Origin of the sequence: Pedobacter superstes, from assembly GCF_037622515.1 — a bacterium.
GTDB classification, from domain to species: domain Bacteria; phylum Bacteroidota; class Bacteroidia; order Sphingobacteriales; family Sphingobacteriaceae; genus Paradesertivirga; species Paradesertivirga superstes.
Window position 1 is genome coordinate 779,743 of sequence record NZ_JBBJCN010000001.1, and the last position, 24,183, is coordinate 803,925.

Here is a 24,183-nt window from a genome sequence, read left to right on the forward strand (position 1 = left end):
AGCCATGCAGACATTCTGCATTGATTCCTATCGTAGGTTTTTTAGTTGGCCAGTTTTTAAAAACCCCGACTGTTCATCATCAGTCTGTTTTTGAATATCTAAAGATAGATTAGGTGACTTTTTTCGTATGGCACATTTGTACATATTTCTATCTCATTTGTTCATAAAGAGCATTATCAAAGCATTTTATCAGGAAAACCGTTTCTTTATGCCAACGTTGACATAAATGACTCGTTTTTTTTAAATTAAATTAAAAACAAAGGCTATTTTTCTAATTGCCAGGGGTTGAAGCTCTTCGTTTTCTCCGGCTTTCAGGCTCTTGCCGGCGTCCGATTTTGTTTTATCGCCTCGCAGTCTCGGGCGGAGCCAGAAAAGATGGTTTAAGATTTCCAGTATCTACCACGATCTTGTGCAGAACCACCCCCGGATCTATCCGCCAGAATTTGAGAATATGCCTGCCCTCTTCTTTCACAAGATGCGTAGTAATTAATACTTTGATATTTTCGGCCACAGCTTTTTCCCAGGCTCTTTCAGACATTCCCTGGTGCAGGTTGACGATCTGAGGCTCCTAATTATCGATAGAGACAGCATATCTGAGCCCTGTAGAATTTGAAAAAGCTAAGGTCGGCGAGAGATACACATTGATATCTATTTTATCTTTACTGAACAAATAAATGTCGTACTTCAGATGCGGCGAATCTTTACCGGGTACAAGCGAGGGCCCCGCGGTAACCGGGTATGCTGACACTGCAGAAGCTGTTCTTCCATTATCAGCAGCATTCTCCACTGTACAGAATCGGACTTGGTGGCCAGGCTGGAATTTTCAGCTTCAATAGATACATAGCCATTCTCTTCTACTATCACGGGCCCAACCTGTTAAGGCAGGCGCCTCATCATTAGAAATATACCTCTGTGCTTTACTGCCGGTTCTTTTTGTACATGCCCTGCCTGCAAGCACGAATACATCCTTTTGCCTCACAAGGGGCACATCTGCCCACCAATTCCATGGAGATACATCAATCTGTGCCGAAAGCGTGTATATCCCATAAATAGTGCGGCGCTTGTCGCTTCTGCGATCACTATGCGCGTTTTATTCCGGGAAAAGGCTTTTCTACAACCTGTGTGATCGAAGTCTCCCATTTCCGGCAACATCTATTTTTCCGGCCCTGATAAGCTGATCGATATATTCACTCTTACAATGGTTACGGCAATGACAAACAAATCAGAACCTTTTGAAATATCCTCGTTCCATACAGGCTCCAGGCCAGTCATTGTTTTTATATCTTTTCTTAAATCACCGAACGCCCTATCACCCCGTCCGGTCACTTTTACTGCTAAGCAAGCCTGCTACTTTCCTCCTGAACTTAAAGAGATAGCCGACGCGGATTTTTTGAAGGAAACGTAAACATCGGTTTCAACTGCATTTGCTTGAAAAAATCCGCCCAGGATTTCGAACAGAAATATTCCCTTTAAAGATTTTCATGTACTATTTCTTGAAATTCACAACGCCCCAAAAGGCCTTTTTGGGCTGCAAATTCGTATCAAATAAAAGGGGATAATTTTTACGTCCGGGGACAGGATATCCGTCCAACCAGGTATACCGGTCAGAAATATTCCAGAAAGTAACGTTCGTCACCACATCTTTATAATCCCTGAAAACTTTAAAGACCTTAGAGTATTGTTCTACCTGCTTTTGCTCGAGCTCAGGGGTCAGTGTATCTGATTCTCCGGCACGCTTTTGTCTCCTATCTTTCTCCCAGGGATAAATCGACATATCAAGCTCGGTAATCTGCACTTCCAATCCAAGAGAAGCCATCTTCCCGATGGTATTGCGAAGCTCCGCTTCTGAAGGCTCATAAATTGACCAATGGGCCTGCAATCCCACCCCGTCTATAGGAACTTTTGCGTCCACCAGTTTTTTCATCAAGCGGTAAAGACGGTCCATTTTTCCGGGCCTCTCGGTATTGTAGTCGTTATAGAAAAGCTTAGCGGCCGGATCTGCCTGCCGCGCATACTCAAAGGCCTTAACTATGAAGTCTTCACCACATATCTGGTACCACAAAGAGTTTCTTAGAAACTTTGTGCTGTCATCATCAATAACTTCATTCACCACGTCCCAGGCGTAAATCTTTCCCTTATATCGTCCTGCTACTGTAAATATGTGATCTTTTAATCTTTGCAAAAGCACTTCCTTACTCACCTGTTTACCCTCAGCGTCTTTAAACATCCAGCCCGGTGTTTGCTCATGCCAACACAGATTGTGGCCCCGAACTCCAATGCCATGCCTTTGAGCAAAATTCACGATAGAGTCTGCATCACGCCAGAAATACCGATTCTCCTCCGGATGTATCGGCCCCATTTTCATGGCGTTCTCTGCCGTGATACTATTATAATGTTTCAAGATAAATTTTGCGGTTTCGCCGCTCAGATCCTGAGGTCGTACTGCCACACCCATTTTGAAATAGGATTCATAGTAATTCCTGAGCCCTTTGTCCGGATTACCTGGTGCGCTTTTCCTGCTTGCGCAGGCGACAATAACTAGCGCCGTTAACGACGCAATTATTACTGCTGTTTTTCTTCTCCTCGTCATTTGATATTCATTTTAATATTGATCTATTCTAATAGTAAATCAAAAACATGTTCTTGTGGTCGGCGGAAGGTGCGAGTATCAACTCCGATCCAATACTGACCAGTGCTGCGAACAATCATCGCTCTCAATGAGATTGTTTGCATTTATCTGCTGACAAACCGGAATTTTTGTTTCGACGTACTGTTAAGACCAGCTCATGCTGTTTTGGTTATAAATTAGTCATCATACAGAACGATGTAAAAATAGAAGCCGAAAAAATAGGAAGCTTTCAGGATTGTTCGAGATAATGGAACAAATGTTCAAAGCAGGGAGAGCATAAATCAGTGCGGCAATTGGAACTTACTAAAAACATTATCCTGGCAGGATATCTCCATTTCGCCCATTCCTGATAAGAAAATAAGCAGTCGCTACAAAAATGTTACCTAAAACGTCCTAAAATCGGGTGCTCCTGAACATCTGTTCCGATATTGTAGCCAATTGCAACAAGCTATAGATTGTATTGCCGGTATCTTTGACCAGATTTTATAACCAGTACCCACATGCATAGATTTACAAAAACAAAGCTTATTATCACTCTGGTCTTCATGTCTGTAATCATGATTGCAGCATCAATGAAGAAGCGGGAGAACCCTCAAAAAGGATTAAAAGACTATTATAAAAAATATTTTCCAATAGGTGTAGCTGTACGGCCGTCCGATCTCCGCCCGGGCGAAGAAAAAAACCTCATTCTGAAGGAATTTAACAGCATTACTGCGGAAAATGCCATGAAAATGGGACCTATACATCCTCAGGAGAACCGCTTTTTCTGGAGGGACGCAGATTCAATAGTGGCTTTTGGTGTTCGGAATAAGATAAACGTGCGCGGACATACCCTTTGCTGGCATGCACAAACTCCTTCCTGGATGTTTACGGATTCTACAGGCAAACAGGTAACGAAAACGGTGCTCCTGCAGCGCCTTAAAAACCATATCCAAACAGTAGTATCGCGCTACAAAGGGCGAATTTATGCCTGGGACGTGGTAAACGAAGTGATTGCAGACGACACTACCTTCCTTCGTAAATCAAAATGGTTCGAAATAACAGGCGACGATTTTATTGAGAAAGCATTTGAGTATGCTCATGAAGCTGATCCAAAAGCTATCCTTTTCTATAACGATTATAACACAGAAATTCCTGCAAAACGAGATAAGATATATCGTTTACTAAAGAATTTACTTGACAAAGGAATTCCTGTTCATGGTGTTGGACTTCAGGCACACTGGTCGATAAATTCTCCATCAAGAGAGGAACTGGAAAAATCCATTCAAATGTTCTCTTCGCTTGGCCTGCAGATTCAGTTTACAGAGCTCGATGTTTCTGTGTATTCAGGAAGGCAGGGAGGGCAGCTTATCCAGGGACAACGCCGCCAGATGGAAACGCCGGTCTTTACAGCTGAAATGGAGCAACAGCAGCTGGAAAAATATAAGATGGTATTTGAAGTATTTCGTAAATACCGCAAGAACATCTCCGGCGTAACATTCTGGAATCTTTCGGATAAATATAGCTGGCTTGATGGGCGCGGCAGAAAAAATTACCCTCTCCTGTTTGACACTAATTTGCAGCCGAAGAAAGTTTATAGTGAGGTTGTAAAGTTTTAATTTATATCCGCTCCTTGCTTCGACGAGCTCAGCATGACGCTTCCGTATAGGGCTTAGGGCCGCATTATTGCCACCGATTTTTGAGAGACGGACGCGGGCCAGACGTCACATTGAGCCCGTCGAAATGTGTGTGGTGGGCGTAAGGGCTGTTCGTTGATATTCTCTCCGCTCTATGCTTCGACGAGCTCAGCATGACGCTACCGTTCAGGGCTCAGGCCGCATTATTGCCATCGCTTTTGAGAGACGGACGCGGGCCAGACCTCACATTGAGCGCGTCGAAATGTGTGTGGTGGGCGTAAGGGCTGTTCGTTGAGATTCTCTCCGCTCTATGCTTCGACGAGCTCAGCATGACGCTACCGTACAGGGGTTAGGGCCGCATTATTGCCACCGATTTTTGAGAGACGGACGCGGGCCAGACGTCACATTGAGCCCGTCGAAATGTGTGTGGTGGGCGTAAGGGCTGTTCGTTGAGATTCTCTCCGCTCCTTGCTTCGACGTGCTCAGCATGACGCTACCGTACATTGCTCAGGGCCGCATTATTGCCACCGATTTTTGAGAGACGGACGCGGGCAAGACGTCACATTGAGCGCGTCGAAATGTGTGTGGTGGGCGTAAGGGCTGTTCGTTGAGATTCTCTCCGCTCTATGCTGCGACGAGCTCAGCATGACGCTACCGTACAGGGCTCAGGGACGCATTATTGCCACCGCTTTTTGGGAGACGGACGCGGGCCAGACGTCACATTGAGCCCGTCGAAAAGGGTGTGGTGGGCGTAAGGGCTGTTCGTTGAGATTCTCTCCGCTCCTTGCTTCGACGTGCTCAGCATGACGCTACCGTACGCCTTTAGCTACCGTACAATCTCAGTCTAAGGACAAGAACCCTATTTCGAAAACATCCAATAATCAAAATACATGATTCTCCCCGGCTTATCGCCTTTGAAGATAAAATAAAGGTCATGTACTCCGGTCACCTTCTGAATATCGGTTGTTACCAGAGCCCACCGGTCATCTCCTCCCGTAAGAGGCACCTTTAAGGTCCCAAGAAGCTGCCCCTCCTTACTGTCGGCGCGTACTTCCATAGTTACGCCAGAATTATGTGTGGTTCCAATCCTGGTCGTTAGTTTTGTAGCTCCGTGTTCACGAAAGTCGGCATCCCTGATTTTCAAATAGCCCCCATTTTTAACAGCATTAACGAAAACCCCTACTTCATCGCTTTGCGAAGCTTTTACCCCTTCTGAATATGCTATCGTTTCTGCTTCCGTTTTTCTGTAGGGGTTTAGGGTTTCGAGGCCTTGTTCAATTCCCTTTGTCATTTTCATAGGCTTTATAGTACCGTCTTTACTGAACTCGGCCGTTTCTACAGCGACGGAACGATTAAAACCTCCCCCTCCAGGTAAAGCTCCATTATGATAAAAGAAATACGTCTTCCCCCTGTAATCTACCATTCCCGGGTGATTGGTAAAGCTTCCGCGTTCTGTAGCCATGAGTGTGCCCCGGTTTGCCCAGGGCCCCACAGGACTTTTACTTGTAGAGTATCCGATATGCTCAGGGAGTGGGCCGCCCGCCCAAAGCAGATAGTACAAACTTTTGCGTTTATACAACCATGGCCCCTCTTCGTACGAGGTGGGACGTTCCGGCACATTACCTTCACGTTTACCGAAGGAGGCTTCGGTCATCGGTACCTTTACAATTTCTCCGGAATATGATATCATATCCTCATTGAGCTTCACATAATAGTTGTAGGGATTTCCCCAGTACAGATAGGCCAGACCGTCGTCGTCAATAAACACAGTCGGATCAATATCTCCCTTGCCCGACCGAACTAAAGGTTTTCCAAGGGGATCTCTGAAGGGGCCGTACGGACTATCTGAAACAGCCACACCGATAGCTGGACCGTTAGTTGCCTTAGTTGTTACCGGCGCATAGAGGTAAAACTTTCCGCCCCGTTCTACAACCTGTATCGCCCATGCATCGCCTTTGGCCCATTCGAATGTTTTATAAGATGCTACTGCACCATGATCCGTCCAGTTAACCATATCGGTTGTGGTATACAATTTCCAGTCATCCATTACAAACCAGGTGGACTGATCTTCATCGTGACTGGTATAGAGGTATAATTTATCCTTATAGACCAATGGAGCAGGATCAGCAGTATACATTGTTTGCACAATCGGATTTTGTGCATTCGTATCTTGCAAGAAGAAGCAGAACATAAGTGCCTGTACCAAAAAAATTCTTTTAAGGTTTTTAAATTTCATTGTCTGTATAATTTGTCTGTCGTAGAATTAAAACTAAGAGCTGGTATAGGTCTTGTACTGCTTCTTTCTGTTTTTTATATTATTTAACCGGAGCCAGTATCAATCCGCCTCCCGGCTGCATTTCAATTTCCAGGGACCCACCTTTTTTGACATCCAGATCTCTGGTATAGGCTTCCTTATTTTGATTGTCGCCGTACATCCGAACTTTTTTTCCTGCAAGCATTGGCAGCTTGACATTTTTCTTCAGTGTCTGCTTTTCTCCATTTACGCCTGCCACATACCAGTCATTTCCATGACGGCGAGCTATGATACAATACTTGCCGGGATAACCGTCTATATAAACCGTTTCGTCCCAGGTTGTAGGCACTTGTTTCATGAATTCGATTTCAAAGGCCGGAACATCTGTTAAATTATTTGGTGTAAGACCAAACATCTGCACCGGATTTTGAAATAATACCGCTGTAGCTAGTTGAAAAACATCGGTAGTCAGACGCTTGTTCCTGCCTTCGTTACTTTTCACCAGGTATTTATTTAGCAAGGTTCCACCGAACTCCATGCTTCCTACTGTGTTTCTTATAAATGGATGTAGGGTGGCATTGTGGGCCTCAGCCTCGCGAACGCCCTGAACAAAAATGAGCATCTCGGACGCTACTACCGCCTCACTTCCCACGAAATTAGGATACATTCGCTCCCATCCGCGCGGTAAAGTAGTGCCATGAAAGATGATCATTAAACCGTAATCATTTGCGTCAGAAAGAATATCTTCATACAGGCGCATCGTCTCCTGCTTATCCCCGCCGAAAAAATCTACTTTCAGACCTTTAACTCCTGCCTCGCGAAGCCACTTCATCTCTTTTTTTCGCTCAATGGATGTACTCATTTTATTCCGCGGTCCTTGTGGCGCATCATTATAGGGGCCGTTTGAGTTATACCAAAGAAACACATCTACACCTTTGGTATTAGCATATTTAATCAGCTCCCGCATACGGTCCCTGCCAATATTCGTATCCCAAAGAGCATCCATTAAAATGTATTCATACTTCAAAGCAGCAGCCAAATCAATATACTTTACCTGATCTTCGTAATTCATACTGTTGTCCTGCCACACAATCCAGCTCCAGGTTGAACGTCCATACTTATATTTCTGAGATGCCTCATATAAGGGTTCTACCACATCGAAAGGTATAGTTGTTTCAACAATAGGCTTTAAATTATCACTCAGAGTTATCGTTCTCCAGGGCGTCACTCCGGGGAGTGCAATGGCTGCCCCCGAACTTCCAAATCCATTATTTTGTTTAGGATCAGGGTATTCGATTGAATAAATACCATCCTCTGAAGATTCACTTAAATGAGACCCGCAGTACAAGCTGCTAACCCCTGTTTCAGACAAGAGAACCCAGCCATCTTTACCCAAACGGAAGAGTCCCGGAAATACATATCCTCCTTTATTGGGAGTGTTCCGTATCATCGGAGCATCTGCAGAATAAGCACTTTCATAGCTTGGAGCAGTCCGGGCAAAACCGGTCATCGGACGCATCATTGGCGACAGGAAAGTGGTGGTGCTTTCAGGAAAGTTAAATCCTGTAGCTTCTTTTTCTACAAAACACGACATCCTTTCTCCCCATACAGGTAATTCATAACGGAAAGCGATATCATTATCACTTACCTGAAACACTACTTTGATTTGTTTCTTCTGCGCGTTTTCAAACGAACAGCTGAGCCTGTTGGCGCGGTACTGAATCTGAGATTTCTTTATTTTATCCTCGCTATAATTTTTTTCTACGCGACCCACATCTTTTCCCAAATACTTCATCCCCGTACTAAAATCACCCTCATTGGTGGTGAGGCCAAGCGGGGATTCTTCAAGCATAGTTTTTCCTTTGTAGGTAACAGAAAACAGGGGCTTTCCGTCCTGAACACGCACAATCAGTTTCAGGAGCTTGTCCGGACTGGAAATTACAGCATCTTGCGCAATGCCATTGGAAAATAAGAAGCACAGGATTACTGCGAAGTAAAGTTTTTTCATTTGAGAATAATTGTTTTTTAATGGATATGAAGCTTGCATGATGGACTATTAAAGCTTAACGCTCACTTTTTTTCCCGTGTATTTTACCGCCTTATCAAACGGGATAACCGGTTCCGTATCCAACCCCACACCCTTGCCTACCATTACAATATTGAACTTTCTGTTCTTAAGAATTCCTGGAAAAGATCCTTTTCTATCGTTGATCGTCAGGGTACGTTTTGCATCGTCCCATTTAAAATCGATAGTCGAATAAACTCCTTTCTCATAGTTGTAATTATCGTTTTCATCCTCGTACAGAGTAAACGTACCATTAGCTCCCGGATAAACGCGTATTTCCAGATTATCCCATTTCTTCTCCTCCGCATACTGCACTTTTGGGCCAAGAGGCATTATAGAACCGGCTTTAATATAAAGGGGAATAATATCCATAGGGGTTTCCTTACTCACCTTTTTACCACCGCTGTTTTTTTCACCGGTCCAGAAGTCGTACCAACCCGCCCCCTGTGGCAGATACACTTCTTTAATTTTTACCGAGCTGAAATCCTCAGAAGGAGTTCCGGTTCCCTGAGCGGGTTTTATATACATAGCCTGAGTAACCGGTGCAACAAGAATAGATTTACCAAACATAAACTCGTTATTAATATCTAAAGCATTTTTATCTGCGGCAAAATCCATCATCAAAGCCCGCATCATGCTCGACTGATTGGCTGTAACGTCACGTGAAGCGGAATAAATATAGGGTAACAAACGGTACCGGAGATGGATGAATTTTTCGATTGCATCATAGGCCTTACCGCCCTTGCTGCCAAATTGATAGATTTCACGCGGGGCGTCGGCACCATGAGAGCGCATCATCGTACAAAAAGTTCCAAATTGAAGCCACCTCACATACAATTCGCGGTACTCAGGATCTTCTAATTTTCTCGGGAATCTGGAAAGGAAAAAGCCGCCTATATCGCTGTTCCAGAATGGTATTCCGCAGAGCGAAAAATTCAGTCCGGCCGAGATTTGATTTTCCAATGCTTTCCAGGAAGCCGTTACGTCTCCCGACCAGGTGTTAGCACCAAACCGTTGCTGACCCGCGAAAGCTGAGCGCGTGAGGATAAATACCCGTTTTTTCAGGCTTTCGGCCTTTTGGTGTTCTGCCACACCACCCACAGCCATCAAAGGATAGGCATTCCTAACTTTTCTAAATGATCCAAGAAACGTTTTATTATCAAAATCTTCCGGTTTGAAGCTCAAGTGATCGGGCTCGGTTGAGTCCATCCACCATCCATCCATACCTAAAGAAAATATTCCTTTGCTGAGGTATTTCCAGTAAATATCGCGGGCAGCCGGATTGTATGCATCATAAACGCGGACGCCGGAGGGATACTCTTTGTTAGGGGGCCATGTGTCAGTACCCGCCTGCGGCCAGGTTTCAAAATTCAGAAGCATATTTTGCTTGTCCATTTCCCTGTATGGCTTGGTATGCGGACCGAAAGATGACCAGATAGATATAATCATCTTAGCATTTTGGGCATGTACGTCCTCCACCATCTTCTTAGGGTTGTAAAACTCGCCGTTAAGGAACTCCATTGCATTCCATAAGTAGTTGTTTCCCCAGTACTGCCAGTCCTGAATAATGCCATCCAATGGAACGCCAAGCTGACGATATTTTTTAACTACATCTACCAGTTCGTTATGGCTCTTATATCGTTCTTTGCTCTGCCAAAAGCCATAGGTCCATAGAGGAAACATAGGCGCCTGACCGGTAAGTTCGCGCATCCCGGCAATTACTCCATCAGCATTGCGACCATACATAAAATAATAATCCACAGCCTCTCCAACGTCCGATTTGAAGGAAGTACCCTGGGCATTGTCTTCAAACACAGTGGGAGAATAATTATCCCAGAACAGGCCATAACCTTTAACAGAATGAATGAAAGGAACATAATCATCTGTATTGCCCTGAACCATGTTCAACTTCAGGTTGCGCTGCACCATCTTCCCGCCTTGTTGTGACCCCAGGCCATAAATACTTTCGCCGTCTTCAAGGGTAAAGGTCTGGCCCACGGTGTGAGTCCGACTTCCTGCATCATTAAAAGGCCTAAATAGTGTTCCGGATTCTTTTTCCTTTAAGAGATCAGCACCCTCAGGAGTCTTGAAGCTAAACTGTCCGGTCTTTTGATTGAAGACAACCAAAAGAGCATTAGTAACTAAATTAAGTTCGTCTCCCTTGAGATTCACAGTGAAAGGCGTCTTTATAGGCGTTTTAATTACTGATAAGCTTTTTTTAGCTACAATCCCGGATGTTGGTGATTTGAGTATTCTAACAATAGACTGAGAATAAAAGCGAATTTCAATCCCGCTTGAACCTACCTGCGTTTTTACCCCTGTATCAGTTCTTTGAAAAGTTTGTGCATTGGCTGAAAAGCCTGCAGCTATAAATAGGAATAATGCTGCGCTGGTAAAACGTACAATCATTTTTTTATCTGATTTATAATAATTTAAAATCATCATACCACTCTCGCCTGCATTAACAAGCATGCTTAGATGACATTTAAAGCTATTTAACACGTGCAACGCCCGCAGATGTTTGAACTATTGGCTTAATAGTGCCATCCTCATTATAATACATATAATCTACGCATATAGAACGCCGGTAACTACCTCCCGTCGGCAGCACTCCATTATGATAGAAGAAATAAGACTTTCCCTTAAAATCTACAATACCCGGATGTGTTGTAAAACTATTCGGTACATTCTCCTGAATAATTCCCCGGTAAGTCCAGGGCCCGGCAGGATTTTTAGCGGTACAATATTCGATCATTTCAGGTTTGGTGCCTGCACTGGCATAGACCAGATAATATAAGTCTTTCCGTTTATACACCCAGGGGCCCTCAATATAACCTTTAGGGATTATAACAGAAATAGGACCATCCATCTCAATCATATTTTTCTTCAACTTAACCCATTTGCAGCTTCCATTTCCCCAGAACATATAGGCCTGGCCATCGTCATCTACGAAAACCGTGGGGTCGATATCATCCCATGCATGTGGCTTATCCTTTGTCATCTCGTTAATAACAAGCGCCTTTCCGATAGCGTCTTTAAACGGGCCTGTAGGCTTGTCTGAAACAGCTACACCGATAGCCGCACCACCGTTACTAACCCCATCATTTTTGTGGAAGGTTGACACAAACCAGTAGAACCTGCCATTACGTTCGATGCATTGGGCGGCATAGGCGTCACCTGTTGCCCATGAAAAGGTTGATGGAGACAATAAAGCACCATGATCTTTCCATTTCACCATATCCTTTGATGAAAAAACGTGCCAGTCGGGCATTTTATAGTTTGTCGCGGTTACAGAAGCAGTATCATGCCCCGTGTACAGGTAAACCTTTCCTTTGTAAACGATGGGAGATGGATCGGCGGTAAAGATGTGTTTGATGATGGGATTTTGTGCAATTGAACTTGTAACTACACAGCAGGCAAGTGTTATTGCCAGAAACAGTTTTTTCATATTTTATTGTTTGCTTTTTTGGTAATGGTTGGAATGGTTATCAATGGGTTCATATTATTTCATGCTTAGCGTAAGGCCTCGTCCCTGGTATACTACAGTTTTCTTAACGCTTCGCGGATTATCAATTCCATCTCCGTCTTTCACGATGAGAATATTGAACTTTCTGTTTTTAAGATAGCCGCGGTAAGACCCTTGAACATCGTCAATGCTGATCGTTTTTGCAGCATCATTCCAGGTAAAGGGGATAGTAGTGTTTTTTCCTTTTTCATAATTGTAATTGTCGCCTTCGTCTTCATAGAGTTTGAATGTTCCATTAGCGCCGGTATAAATCCGGATTTCTAATTCATCCGCAGGTTTCTCTCCGCTGTATTGCTGCACTTTTCCTACCGGGATTATAGATCCGCCTTTTATAAACACAGGAATTTTATCATGAGGTGAAGCGGCCGATATTGTTTGTCCGCCGGAGTATTTCTTTCCTGTCCAGAAGTCATACCATACTGCAGATACCGGCAAGTACACATTCCATTGACTAGCCCCGGCTTCGGTAACAGGGGCAACCAACATAGACTTGCCAAACATATATTCATATCCTTGCTGAACGGCTTTTTCATCGTTCGCAAAATCCATTACCAGTGGTCGCATCATAGTAGAGCCATTTTTAGAAACCTGCCATGCTTCCGAATAGATGTAGGGCAATAATCGGTAACGAAGATTGAGCATGGCTCTCATATTACTTTCTACCTTTTCACCATACTTCCAGGGCTCTGTTTCGGATTGGTATCCGTGTAACCGAAATATTGGATTAAATACTCCCCACTGAAACCAGCGGGTTAAGATCTCGTGATATTTTTCGTCGGTGTACTGGGATTGACCCGGTCGAAAAAAGCCGCCAATATCGGTAGTCCAGTAAGGCATTCCCGTCAGGTTGAAATTTAAACCGGCAACAATCTGCCGTTTAAAGGCATCCCAGTTCCAGCCTATATCGCCCGACCAATTAATGGTTCCATAGCGTTGCTGACCTGCAAATGCAGATCGTGTAAGAATGGCTACCCTCTTACCAGGATCAGTATTACGTTGACCTTCATAAACTGCTTTAGATACGAGTAAAGGATACGTCAGGCGGTAAAAATCACCTAATCCATAATATGTACTCTTTCCTGTAAGGGCGTCATTTTCAGGCTCTGTAGCATCCATCCACCAGGAATCAACTCCATAACTAAACAGATTTTTATTTAAGGCGTTCCAATGTGTTTTTTGTGTTTCAGGATTATATATATCAATCCAGGGGCTGTTCTTTATGTACAGATCTTTTTCAATATACTCCTTGGCTACTTCAGATTTCTTATCCAGGTTTTCCCATACGGAAATGGAAAAACGGGCATTCAGATCATGCAGTTGTTTGATAAATTTATCCGGTTCAGGGTAGTTCGCTTCGTCAAATTTGGGCACGCCCCAACCGTATTTCCCCCAGTACTGCCAGTCCTGCACAATCACATCCATGGGCAGATTTCGTTTTCTGAATTCCTTTACAGTTTCTACCAGATGATTGCCCGAAGTATAACGTTCCCGGCATTGCCAGAACCCGTAAGCCCACAATGGCAGCATAGGGACATTGCCCGAGAGATCACGATAGCTCGCAATTACTTCATCTGCACTTTTTCCAAAAAACACTACGTAATCCAAAGATTTCGCATTAGGAGAACGGAAGGTGGTAATATTATCAGCAGGTTTCCACGAAAACTTTGGAGTATTTGTTGCCTTGCAAATTATCTGAACGATGTGCTCTCCCGCCTTCAACTTTACAAGCTTTCCCGCTGAAGGGGGAAGCCATAAATTCGACTGATCGATGTGGGCTACCCCATCGATAATCACCAGATGGCGGTTGTCCATATTGCCAAGATCAAGCATAACGGAATATTCACCGTCTTTATCAACCTTAAACTTTCCGTTGTAAACTGCCTGTTGCTGCGATACGCGTTGCGTTCCTGAGCTTGTAGTAACTTCGGCATCCCGTTTCTCACTTTCGGAGGTATCATGCTGTACCAGTTTAACTACGCTGTCTGCAGGATTGTAATACGTCAAGCCGTACTGGTGCCAAAGTATTCCGTAATTTTTACTTGAATAAAGAAAGGGAATAGCGATTTGGGTATTCACCTGAGTAAGTTTCCGGCTTACATTTTTAAGATTAAAATTGCCGTCCTGAAACTGCCCGAGACCAAAAAGGGATTCTCCAATTGGTGAAGAGAAACTTTGCTCGGCTACAAAACAGGGTTCCCCCAAAATGGTATTTGAGGTTAGTTTTCTCCCTCCTGCCGTTTCACTCAAAAACACTTTTCCAGCCTTATCCAGAAAATCTAGAGTCGCGGTTTTCTTGGTAAAAAGCACCGTCACTGCCGAGGTACTTAGCCTTAAATGCGTCTGATTTTCAGAGAACTTAAATTTCGGAAGGGCTTGCTTATTTATTAAAACCAGATCCTGTGATTCTTTAATTCCTCCTTTCTCCCATTGCACCCTGATGGCTTTGACTGTTAAGGGGATCAGGCTCAGAACACCTTCAGAAAGGTTGATGACAAGTCTGTCTGGTTTTAAAGTATAATTTTTATAGGGCTGCCCGAATAATATGATGGGAAGCAAGCAGAAAACTGATAAAATAAAAACTCTCATAATACAGCTAATTGCGGCGAAAACATATTTAATTAAGCGGACGTATCATAGCTACAAAACCTCCGCGGCGGAGTAATTTCACATCAAGGAGACCTGTTTGATCTACCTCAAAAGAGCTTGTCATAAACTCCTTATCGTGTTTACCATCCGCAATCACAGTACATTTGTATTTGATTCCCTTTTCCAGGAATGGCAATTTTAAGCTTTGTTTCTTTTCTTTGATCTCTGCATTAATTCCCCCTATATACCAGTTATCGCCTTTACGACGAGCAATAGTTGCATCTTTTCCAGGGTAGCCATTAAGTAATCGGGTTTCATCCCAGGCACTGGGGATTGTCTTAAGAAAGGACTTAACAAAGTCGGGCAGGTTAAGGTATCCTTCCGGGCGATCAGCCATATGCTGTAAGCTAGACTCGAATACAATACTTAGAGCCAGTTCGTGCCCGTAAGAAGTAATGTGCGGAAACTGAGAATTGGTAAAGGTTACCGGGGTGTAATCCATGGCTCCAATTACATTTCTGGTGAATGGAAGCGTTGCATTATGCTCCGGAGCAGTGGTTGTAAATTCCGGACCATTATTGTACCACTCCGCACCTCTAACAGCTTCGTAAGTCATTAAGTGCGGGTAAGTTCTCGACCAGCCCCGCGGCACAATGCAGCCATGGAAATAAACCATAATTTGAAACTGAGCTGCATCTTCGAGTATATCCAGGTAATATTTGATCATATCCTGCTTTTCACTCTCAAAAAAATCAATCTTAACACCCACAACTCCTAGTTTTTTGAGTTTTGTAAACTCCGCTATCCGGTTCTCGTGGGTGAGCATTCTATCTTTAGGTGTTGAAGGCACCCAGGTATGATCGCCACCTGAATTATACCACATTAGTGGTTTCAACCCCTTTGCCTGAATATATTTCAGTGCGTCTTCGAGTTTTCCGCCATTGCTCATACTGTCCCATTCCCAATCAAGTAAAGTATAAGGCCAGGTCATTTCCGCAGCCAGATCAGCAAAATCTGTAACTATTTTATAATCCTTTGTACCGTGATTGCTCGACCAGTAATTCCAGGACACAATTCCAGGCTTAATCCAGTTCGTGTTTTTTATGGTGGCCGGGGTTGAAACATCATCAACCAATGTGGAAGTGACCAATTCCTGCAAACTTCCAATAATCACAACCCTCCATGGCGATTTCCAGGGGAAGCTTATTGTTGGGTTTGATGCCCCTTGCCCCCGTCCATCTCTTTGATCGGGAAAAGTAAGCTTGTAGCTGTCTGATTCTGCCGTATTACTTAATTTCGTTCCGCAATAGGTCCGGTTTAAATCTGCCTCATGCAATAAGAACCAGGAGCCAGCATTTGCCTGAAAAAGTGCAGGATAACACCATTCCTGTTTCTGCACTTTATCATCGCTCATAACAGTGTAAAGACCTTCATTGGCCGGGTTCCATTTTTGCATCCAGCGCTTCGTTTCTTTAGGAATGGTATAGGCAGTTAATTCATCCAACATCGTGTAACTTCCACTTTCTTCGGGAAATTCGTAACGAAAGGCCAGCCCGTCATTGTAAACCCGGATGATAACATTCAATTTTGATTTGAGAGGGCTTTCGAAAGAAACTGACACCTCATTTGCTGAATTAGTGCAGGATGACTTCTTTCCATGTGGAGCGGTATAGCTTTCGGAAATCAGCTTTTGCTTTCCTGCCCTCAGAAACTTCAGGTCTTTAGAAAAATCCTGGTCACTTCTTTTTAAACCAAGACTTATCCGCGGTATAATTTCATTGGTTTTTCCACTATCTACCTGCGTAACTCTGAGATACCAGTATGATTCCTTGCCTTTTTCTTCAAGATAGAGAGCAACACTATTCTTTTTATTTGGTGACTGAACAACCAGCTTTTGCGCTCTTGATGGATAGATACAATAAACTGATAACAATAAAAATGCAGTAATGCAACGATTCATAAAAAACTAAAAATTCTATTGGTCTATTTAATTGTGCTAACCTTGTACAGCACCACTCCATGCACCGGAACCTCCACCTGAAGAGCTTCTTTTCCAGTGTTTATAGCTGCAATGTCTTTCTGTCTCCATACATCGCGAACTTTTTGCTTTCCCGTGATACCCAGTTTTGCAAAATCAGTATAAGACAGCTTAAGCTTCTCCAAACCGAAATTGCAAAAACCTACTGCACGGCTTCCGTCCTCAAGTTCCTTCACATAAATGCGCAGATCGCCGATTGTCTGAAGGCTTGTGGCTTGTTTACCGAGAGCATCCTGATTGATGGCAATCACTTCGTCGTTTGTCAATAAATTCAGGGTAAACGCATCCAGTTTTTCCATATCGCAACCAATAAGCAACGGCGCAGAAAATAGACTCCAGAGACTAAAGTGAAGATATTGCTCATCCGGCTTAAGCTTGCTTGGATGAGGATTGCCCCATCCTACCGTTCCAACTACAAGCATATCAGGATCATTCCAGTTACCAGGTTTAGCAAAGGGTGCAGATTTATCCTGTTCTAATGCAATGCCCTTAACACTTGCCCAGGTATCCGTTATATCATTGGTGGTGCGCCAGGTGGTTCCGCCAACAGAATCGCCCCATTTCCATACATCCGACATGCCGTATTGGCACAAACTGAAAACAATATCGCGTGGTTGCTCGCGGAGATAATCGCCCATTACTTTAAAGGGTTTAATCGCGGTAGCCAGCTGATTTCCTCCTTGATAAGACAGCGAGCTCACCTTGTGAGGATCATTTTCCGGCATTCCATTTATCACGTTTCCGTAGCTGCACCAATCATATTTCAGGTAATCAAATCCCCATTTGGCATAGCTTTCGGCATCTAGTTTTTCATAGCCATAACTTCCGGCACAGCCACCACATGTCCAGGGACCGGGACTTGAATAAAGGCCAATTTTTAAGCCGAGGCCATGTACATAATCTGCCAGTCCTTTCATATCACCGAACCTTTTATTAGGAACAATATTACCCGCCTCGTCCCGCAGCTTACCTTGTAAAGAAGGATCTTTCGAATCGCGGTGATTTTGCCAGAAGTCGTCAATATTTACATAATTCCATCCGTGATTTACCAATCCTGATTTTACCATTACTTCCGCAGCACGCTTTACCTTTTCTGCAGAAACCTCTCCGGCGAAGCAATTCCAGCTGTTCCAGCCCATTGGTGGAGTAAGCGCGATTTTATCACCACATTTTATGCGTAGACTTTTCTCGGCTACTCCTTTCGCATTCTTCGCCTTCAGGGTAACAACATACTCACTGGCCTTGGTTAGCTTCCCTGTAATAAGTCCTGATTGAGGATCAAGTATAAGTCCCTGAGGCAATCCGGAAGCAGAAAATCTCATTGGCCGGTCGCCTGTAGCAGGTATTCTGAATTGAAAGGGAGAGCCCGGGCGAACACCGAATAGGCTTGCACTATTAATCTTCGGTTTTGCCGATTCCTGAGGTGTAAGTATATAGACTTCGCTGGAAACAGGATTAACAGTAACAAAGCTTGACACGCCTGCCGCCTCGAATTTCGCATCTGCCCAATCTGCATGATCGTAATAATTTCCGTTTCCTCCATCACTTACAACCAGTTCAAGTTTTTTCACACCGGTAAGCTTTACATTACATCGCCGGGCAGTATCGCCTAAACGCATTAATCCGCTCGACCACAACTTTGAACCATCTCCGTAAACGATAAATTCTACTGCAGGCTGTTGGCCTTTAATTTCATCATCAATTCCCACCCAGGCGCTGAAGAAATTTGCCTTACCATCAAGCTGTATTAAAAGGGAACTTTCTGCGTGGGTACCAAAGCCGCGTTGAAACGTTTTGCCCGCAATGGTCATAACCTTGCCATCAACTGTCCTGTTTTTCCTAGGTACTCCATAGCCCTGCGTAGCTGCGTTGAGATCAAGCTGATCTAACCAAACAGTTTGCGCAGAAAGAGAGCTTATTCCTATTAAGCTGAAGATTATTAGAATGGAGAAAGCAAGAGTAAATTTGCCTTTACTTGGGGTATTCATTTTTGGTTTATAATTGGTAGTATGAGTGAGTATGAAAAAATCTTATTTGTCAAACTTCCAACAGTTGACTTTGAACAGATCGCCCTGACTGCCATTAAAAACAAAATACAGATCGTGAACTCCATTTGTCTTATTAACCTTAGCTGAAATCGTTATCCACTTTTGTAAGCCTCCGGTATTTTTTACTTCAGATTACCCCAACAGTTCTCCTTCAGGGTTATTTAAATGCATTTCAATAATTCGCCTGTAGCTGAGCTTAATTTGCGGGTCGAGCCTCACTTGTCTAATATCTACTTCACAGCACCATACCCCAAAAGGGAAAGCATCTTAGTGCCGTAACGCTTTCCTAATTCGCGATAGCCCTCAGGTGAGAAATGCAAATTATCTGCCCCATCAGCGCAGCCTGCAGACGAAATTACGTGCGCAGTTGGAATAGTTTTCGGCAATTCTGCGATAATCTTGTTCATACTCGCACAAACACCTCCCTGATCGGCGTGCACCACTTCTCCTGCAAGCAAGGGAACAGAAGCTGCCTTCAGGTTGAGATCCGACAGCAAGTTATTATATACCCCGTTCACCTTCTGGGGCCAGGTTGCATCGTTGGTATTAGATTCGCCCTGATGTAAAAGAATCCCTTTTATAACACCGCTTTTTTGGGCAATCTTCGCCATTTCCACAAGCCTAGCATAGGGATTTCCGTTATATTCCTTAATCATATTGAGCATCCAGTCGGGTGCGGTAGAAACATACGACTCATAGTTATTTTTATCAAAAAGCTCTATTTTACATCCTCCTACAGCTACATTAATCACTCCTACTTTAACGTCCGCAGGAAGTTGGGCTACCATTGTGCGACCAAAATAGTCGGTCGGCCCCAAACCTGTTCTGCAACGGCTAAGCGGAGGAACAGCCGTATACCACTCTCCCTTTTTTCTGCCCAGGTTATCGCAGTCAACTGCTTCCAAAACTTGAAAACGATTATTAACAGTGGTATCCTGCGGCTCAAATTTAGCACTACCCTCCATATTGGATTGACCCAGGCATAGGAAAATGTAGAACTTAGGGTCTTGTGAAAAAGCCAGCTGATTCGAAAGCAGGAAAAAAGAAAACAATAAGGTGATTCTCAGTAAATTCATATTCATTTTTTTTAATTGTCATTAATAAACATTGCCAGACATCATACAAATCATGCTGATATACATTTCTATTCTCACATAATAGAGAGTTAGATTATTTTGGTTTCGATTCCTAAATTAGCTGGAACGTGCCCTATCGATTAGCACGAATCTTACAAAATGATGTCACTTTTGTTCAATGAAATTCGCGCAGACCCATAAAGGTGAAGTATATTCTGTCTATTCTTAATTGAAGCAGACCTATTTAAAACTCATCCAGTCTACCTCAATCCCGCCTACGCCTTTCTGTGTTATAAATAGATGCTGAATTCCTTTACCGGCTCCGGAAAGTTTAGATGTAATTACCTTCCATGATTTAGATACCGGAATAGTCACCTCTGCCAGAATGGGCCCAGCCGGAGAGTTTGACCTTATCTGCAATGTACCGCCGTCATCAGAAGCTATCATTAATTGAACCGAGGCAGGCTTCTTCACACCGAAATCAACACTATTATATTGCAGCCAGGCACCGGGAGAACTAAACTTAGCTTTCCATCCCTTAAAGCGATCCGCAGTATCAATAAAAGCTACAGATACGCCCTCTTTGCTTATCCCGCTATAGCGGTCTATCTGTACTTTTGCATTTGCATTTGTAAGCCCTGCTCCCCTTAGTGTGGGAATTACCTTTCGGATAATACCATCTTCATTGAAAGACAAACTGTCCATCCGTATCGACCGGTTCTTATCAAAGTCTGGAGAAAGATCATTATGATGATAGAACAAATACCACTGCTTTTTAAAATTGATGATGGAATGGTGATTAGTCCAGCAACCCGTCGCAGATTCGTCCATAATTACACCAGCAAACTTAAAAGGCCCCAGCGGATTATTACCGATAGCATATTCCAGCCTCTCGATTTTATTTTCAACATGAGGATAGGTCATGTAATAAATCCCGTTACGCTCAAACACGTATGGACCTTCCTTCAGCCCTTTGCTCGGCAGTTCGCCAAGAGTAAGGGGGTCTGAGGCCAGCTCAAGCATATTCTCTTTAAGCTTTGCTCCATATATATTTCCCTGCGACCAATATAAATATGCCTGTCCGTCTTTGTCGATAAACACGTTTGGATCGATTCCTTTCACATTTTTTATAGGTTCAGGCTGAGGCACGAAGGGCCCTGTCGGCTTGTCGGCTACAGCAACACCAATGGTAAAGCCCCTTACTTTAGTCGTGTCTTTCGACGTACTTGGAAAATAGAAATAATATTTGCCGTTCCTGTAGATACAATCCGGCGCCCACATACTGTAACTATCCGGTTTCACCCAGGAAACCTTGTTCTGTGTAACGATCATCCCGTGGTCGGTCCAATCGGTTAAGTTGGCAGAAGAAAACACATGATAGTCTTCCATGACAAACCAGTTCGCCCGTCCTTTTCCGGGTGAGTGAGGAATATCGTGAGAAGGATACACATACACCCTGTCGCCAAAAACCCGGGCCGAAGGATCTGCGGTATACTGGTTCGTGATCAGTGGATTTTGGGCGAAGAGCTCACCGACAACACAAATCGTTATCACAGAAAGGATATAGAAAAACTTTGCTTTTATCATATATGCTTGAAAAATATTTTAAAAATTACTAGTTGTATGGACCTGAACGAATACGGCAACCGAACTTTACTTTATTCTAAACCAATCGAAATCAACGTAGCCACCGATATTTTGGGTGGCATAATTAAACAGACCAAATCGGTATCCCATAAAGTGTGGCAAGGTGTAGGCCATTTTCAAAGGTTCGCCAATTGAAGTCCAGGTGTTCCCGTCCAGGCTATACGAGAACTTCGCTATATCTTTCCGATCTCTGAAATCACATTCCGCTTTCAGGTATACCTTCTGCTGCTTTAGTGGAATCCTGGTTATCTCAACAGGTTTTTCGCTTTGCGCACTGATCATGACTATAGATTTGGCCCCAGCCTCGGATTTCACGCCAACAATACCATATCGTTTCTGTAAAAGGGCCAGCCCTGCTATATCACCATCTTTCATTTTGGAAACATCTAAAACAGTGGTTCCTGTGCTTTCCGGTCCGAAGGTTCTTTGGGTCAGGGTGTTTCTGGCTGATAAAAATGAAGTGTCTGTCCTTCCTGTTTTAAGTCTAAGGTAACCGGGGCGTTCATTTACCGACCAGAGCTGATTCGCAGGATTATGATTCCATTGCCACACGAGCGGCAAAGCAGGCTCTCCCTTTTGACGGGCAAACTCATCAGAAGCCACAATCGCTGAAATTAAGCCCTTAGATGGGGGCAAATCAAGCGTTTGAGGAACCTTTCCCTCTCCTCCCAGTACAGGCCAGCCATCCACCCATTTTACAGGTACCAGGTATGGAATGCGCCCCACAGATCCATAATCTCTGAACAGATATGAATACCAGGTACCGTCAGGCATATCGATCAGTCCGCCTTGCGCAACCCCCATATCCTGTAAGGCTACCCGGCCTTCATAGGGACCTGTAATCTTATCCGCCCGATGGACAACGACAGTTCTCATGCCGCCCCGGGGCCAGGTTATATTAAAAAGGTAATATTTTCCATTCACTTTAAACAATTGCGATCCCTCGGCAGGAAGCCCGACGTTGCTTCCGGATGGAGCACTTGCGTTTTCGATAAGTACCTGCTCCCGGGTTCCCGGCTTAACGCCCGAGGCGTCCGGATTAAGTTCAATTAAATTAAGCTTTCCGGCCCCGTAAATCATGTATACCCTCCCATCATCATCAAAAAACAAGGAATGGTCGTGATAACTGGGATTGAATGAAGATAACTTCCAGGGACCCTTCTCTATGTTTTGTGTAGAATATACATAGGTTTTACCGGTTGTGCCAGCGAATGTACTGACATAAAAGGTTCCTTTATGATAACGGATACTGCTTGCCCATGAGCCGCGCCCGTAGGTGCTCTTTCCATTATTAAGATTAAGCTCGTCTATATTAGCCAGGGTGTCGTAGCAATATCCTATCAATTTCCAGTTTACCAGATCTGTTGACTTCATGATTGGGACACCCGGACTCATGTGCATAGTGGTACTGCTCATGTAATACACATTTCCAACCCTGATCATGGAAGCATCGGGTACATCGGCAAAGATAACCGGGTTTTGCGCCCTGTTACCTTCGGCTACGGATACAGCATTGTTAGACGCAGGCGTTCCATCAATGCTGTATCTGGAAAACAGAGAGGCGTCTACCGGCTTAAATAACAACTGCGAGAACATATATAAATCGTTCTTCCAAACTTTGAAGTCGTGCCCTCCCGGCTCTATATAAAAAACATGAGGAACATTGTTCTTTTTCAGATAATCGTGAGTGCGGCGGCTGATTCGCATCAGATTGTCACTGTTTCCGCAGGAGACCCATAAAAGTTTCAGCTTTTTTTTCGCTTCTTCCGGCTTAGGTAATAACACTTCAGGTTCCCTGGTATTTGGCGCCGATGAAAAGCCTCCCACCCATGCAAATTTATCCAGATTACCTAAGCCAAAATTCAATGACTGACCGCCGCCCATAGATAAACCTGCGATGGCCCTGTTTTCCGGGCTCGTATTTACCTTGAAAGTGTTCTCAACAAAAGGAATCAAGTCATCAAGAAGGTCCTTTTCAAAAGCTGCAAAGGCCTGAACCTTGTCGGCACCATAAATATTCCCTGCAGCACGGTCATCTTTAGCGGCCCTTCCGTTCGGGAGAACTACGATCATAGGCTGAAGCTTATTCTCTGCGTAAAGGTTGTCGAGTATCACCTGCGGATTTCCCTGTTTATACCATTCCTTTTCATCGCCACCAATGCCGTGCAATAAATAAAGAACCGGATATTTTTTACTTTTCGAATAAGCCGGAGGCGTATATACCAGGGCCCTGCGCAGTGTTCCAACAGTTTTTGAAGCGTAGGTAATGGTATCGATCTTGCCATGAGCTATGTCCTTTCGGACCACATCGAAACCCTCTGGGGCCTGCTTAATAAGGGTTTGAGCGCTAACAAAAGATGCAGCTATTAAAAAACATGCAGTTATAACACTTATTTTTTTCATCAGAATATAATTAATTTTTTGATGGAGACCAGGCTATTCTGTCAAAAATTGATTCCTTTTCAGGATATAAGAACAGGTTCTTTGGCTTTACCGCCTGATGTTCTTTTGTGACTTCAAGCCCCGCAAAAAGATCATACTGGCAGCGTCAAATTTATATTGCACGAAGCATCAATGCGGAAAAAAATCAGCAAATTCAGGGTAAGAATGTTTAAAAATTCCTGATTCATCTCCAGCGTCCATCCGACGGGAGTATCTCCGGGCAGGCATCCGCCATCAGGTCGAAAAGCCACCGCGG

At 43.9% G+C, this 24,183-nt stretch carries 12 protein-coding genes and 2 pseudogenes; 1 reads left to right on the plus strand and 13 read right to left on the minus strand.

The genetic code is table 11. From position 1 onward, the window contains the following. Positions 1-340: 340 nt before the first annotated feature. Together WG906_RS03460 and WG906_RS03465 are read right to left on the minus strand one after the other, a co-directional pair. A pseudogene (locus WG906_RS03460) lies at positions 341-787 on the minus strand (hypothetical protein). Positions 788-1,486: 699 nt separating this feature from the next. After that, positions 1,487-2,590 (minus strand): endo-1,4-beta-xylanase, encoded by a 1,104-nt coding sequence (locus WG906_RS03465; protein ID WP_339991127.1) that lies wholly within the window; start codon positions 2,588-2,590, stop codon positions 1,487-1,489. A 539-nt stretch (positions 2,591-3,129) separates the two neighbouring features. On the opposite strand from WG906_RS03465, the gene WG906_RS03470 reads away from it, so the two are divergent. Further along, entirely contained in the window at positions 3,130-4,227 is a 1,098-nt protein-coding gene (locus WG906_RS03470; RefSeq protein WP_339991128.1) for an endo-1,4-beta-xylanase, read from the plus strand. 877 nt (positions 4,228-5,104) lie between these two features. Here WG906_RS03470 and WG906_RS03475 read toward each other — a convergent pair. The 11 genes and pseudogenes from WG906_RS03475 to WG906_RS03520 all read right to left on the minus strand — a co-directional run bounded on the left by WG906_RS03475 (position 5,105) and on the right by WG906_RS03520 (position 23,888). Then, a complete protein-coding gene (locus tag WG906_RS03475; protein ID WP_339991129.1) occupies positions 5,105-6,481 on the minus strand; it encodes a glycoside hydrolase family 43 protein in 1,377 nt (458 codons plus the stop codon). Between the two features lie 79 nt (positions 6,482-6,560). Then, a complete protein-coding gene (locus WG906_RS03480) occupies positions 6,561-8,507 on the minus strand; it encodes a glycoside hydrolase family 97 protein (RefSeq protein WP_339991130.1) in 1,947 nt (648 codons plus the stop codon). Between the two features lie 48 nt (positions 8,508-8,555). Further along, complete coding sequence (locus tag WG906_RS03485) at positions 8,556-11,036, minus strand: glycoside hydrolase family 31 protein (RefSeq protein WP_339991131.1); 2,481 nt, start codon at positions 11,034-11,036, stop codon at positions 8,556-8,558. A 19-nt stretch (positions 11,037-11,055) separates the two neighbouring features. Further along, a complete protein-coding gene (locus WG906_RS03490) occupies positions 11,056-12,012 on the minus strand; it encodes a glycoside hydrolase family 43 protein (protein WP_339991132.1) in 957 nt (318 codons plus the stop codon). Positions 12,013-12,066: 54 nt separating this feature from the next. Then, on the minus strand, positions 12,067-14,676 hold the full coding sequence (locus tag WG906_RS03495) for a glycoside hydrolase family 31 protein (protein ID WP_339991133.1): 2,610 nt from the start codon (positions 14,674-14,676) through the stop codon (positions 12,067-12,069). Positions 14,677-14,704: 28 nt separating this feature from the next. Next, complete coding sequence (locus tag WG906_RS03500; RefSeq protein WP_339991134.1) at positions 14,705-16,636, minus strand: glycoside hydrolase family 97 protein; 1,932 nt, start codon at positions 16,634-16,636, stop codon at positions 14,705-14,707. A gap of 23 nt (positions 16,637-16,659) precedes the next feature. Continuing rightward, the gene (locus WG906_RS03505) at positions 16,660-18,702 is read right to left on the minus strand and encodes an NPCBM/NEW2 domain-containing protein (protein ID WP_339991135.1); all 2,043 of its coding nucleotides are present in this window, start codon (positions 18,700-18,702) and stop codon (positions 16,660-16,662) included. 42 nt (positions 18,703-18,744) lie between these two features. Beyond that, positions 18,745-18,879: pseudogene (locus WG906_RS19405) on the minus strand (carbohydrate-binding protein); the annotation flags it as partial. A gap of 113 nt (positions 18,880-18,992) precedes the next feature. Next, on the minus strand, positions 18,993-19,838 hold the full coding sequence (locus WG906_RS03510) for a sialate O-acetylesterase (protein WP_339991136.1): 846 nt from the start codon (positions 19,836-19,838) through the stop codon (positions 18,993-18,995). 240 nt (positions 19,839-20,078) lie between these two features. Further along, positions 20,079-21,425 (minus strand): family 43 glycosylhydrolase, encoded by a 1,347-nt coding sequence (locus tag WG906_RS03515; RefSeq protein ID WP_339991137.1) that lies wholly within the window; start codon positions 21,423-21,425, stop codon positions 20,079-20,081. A gap of 66 nt (positions 21,426-21,491) precedes the next feature. Beyond that, complete coding sequence (locus tag WG906_RS03520; RefSeq protein ID WP_339991138.1) at positions 21,492-23,888, minus strand: beta-xylosidase family glycoside hydrolase; 2,397 nt, start codon at positions 23,886-23,888, stop codon at positions 21,492-21,494. Positions 23,889-24,183 lie beyond the last annotated feature (295 nt).